Genomic DNA, 1,541 nt, shown 5'->3' with positions numbered 1-1,541 from the left:
AGGGCGAGACGCCGGCGTTGCCGCCGGTGGGGACGTCGGTGCGGCGGTGGAGTGCCGCGCTGGCCGACGAAGCCCAGCGCCCGGAACGGGTCGCGGAACTGGACCTGTGGCGCTCGACACTGCGAGCCCCTGACCCGGTGCTCGGCGCGCGCCGCATCGACCCGGCTACCGACGTCATGTCGACCGTGGATCAGGTGCAGGTGCGGCTGGCTCCGGACGTGACCGAGAAGCTGCTCACCTCGCTGCCCTCTGCGTTCCGGTGTGGTCCGGACGATGGCCTGGTCGCGGGTCTGGCGTTGGCGGTGGCGGCCTGGCGTCGAGCGCGTGGGACGGTCGAGTCGTCGGTTTTGCTGAACATGGAGGGCCACGGTCGCGAGGAAGCGGTGATCGAAGGCGCTGACCTGTCGCGTACGGTCGGTTGGTTCACCACCGTGTACCCGGTCCGCGTCGATGTGGACGGGGTCGACCTGGACGACGCGTTCGCGGGTGGCGCCGGCGCGGGGCGTGCGGTCAAGGCGGTGAAGGAACAGCTCCGGACGATCCCGGACCGGGGTATCGGCTACGGCCTGCTGCGCTACCTGAACACCGGTACCGCCGAAGAACTCGCCGGATTCCCGGATCCGCAGATCGGGTTCAACTACCTGGGCCGATTCTCCGACACCGGCGCATCCGGCGGCCAGGACTGGGCACAGGTCTCCGTCCTGGAGCACGTGTCGGCGGAATTCGACGCCGACATGCCGGTCGCGCACGTCGTCGATGTCAACGCGGTCGTCATCGACTCCGAGCAGGGGCCCGCCCTGAACGCGGCGATCACTTTCGCGACCGGGGTTCTGACGCGTGACGAAGTGCAGGAACTGGTGGACCTGTGGTGCGCGGCTCTGACCGGCCTGGCGCGGCAGGCGGAGGACCCGCAAGCGGGGGGCCCGACGCCGTCGGACCTGTCCCTGGTGTCGCTGGCCCAAGCCGAGATCGACGTGCTGGAGGCCCGCTACCCGAGCCTGGTGGACGTCTGGCCGTTGACGGCGATGCAGTCGGGCCTGCTGTTCCACGTCATGGTGGCCGGCCGTGAATTCGATCCCTACCAGATGCAGTTCGTGTTGCATCTGGACGGTCCGGTCGATGCGGAGCGAATGCGTGCGGCCGGGCAAGCTCTGCTGGATCGGTATCCGAATCTGCGGGTGGCGTTCGGTTTCGGTACCGATGGTGAGCCGATGCAGATCGTGCGGTCGCGCGTCGAGCTTCCCTGGGAGGAGATCGACCTCCGAGACGTCGCCGAAGAAGAACGTCCGCAACGGCTGGAGGAATTGCTGGCGGCCGACCATCGGCGGCATTTCGACCCGGCGATTCCGCCGCTGATCCGGCTCGCGCTCGTCCGCATGGGTGACGAGAGCTTCGAGCTGATGCTGACCAGTCACCATCTGTTGTTCGATGGGTGGTCGTTGCCGTTGTTGATGCAGGATTTGATGGGGTTGTACGGCGCTGGTGGGGATGGTTCGGTGTTGCCGCGGCCGCGTGATTACCGGGATTTCCTGGTGTGGTTG

Annotated in this window: 1 protein-coding gene; it reads left to right on the top strand. The window is 67.7% G+C overall.

The window, feature by feature from the left end; translation table 11 throughout:
• A partial coding sequence (locus tag QP089_RS48660; RefSeq protein WP_285921432.1) for a condensation domain-containing protein occupies positions 1 to 1,541 on the top strand: 1,541 nt, incomplete at both ends.

The organism is Actinomadura opuntiae, assembly GCF_030283205.1.
GTDB lineage: Bacteria > Actinomycetota > Actinomycetes > Streptosporangiales > Streptosporangiaceae > Spirillospora.
Note: the sequence above shows the minus strand (reverse complement) of the source record. Positions and strands in the feature narration are given on the sequence as shown.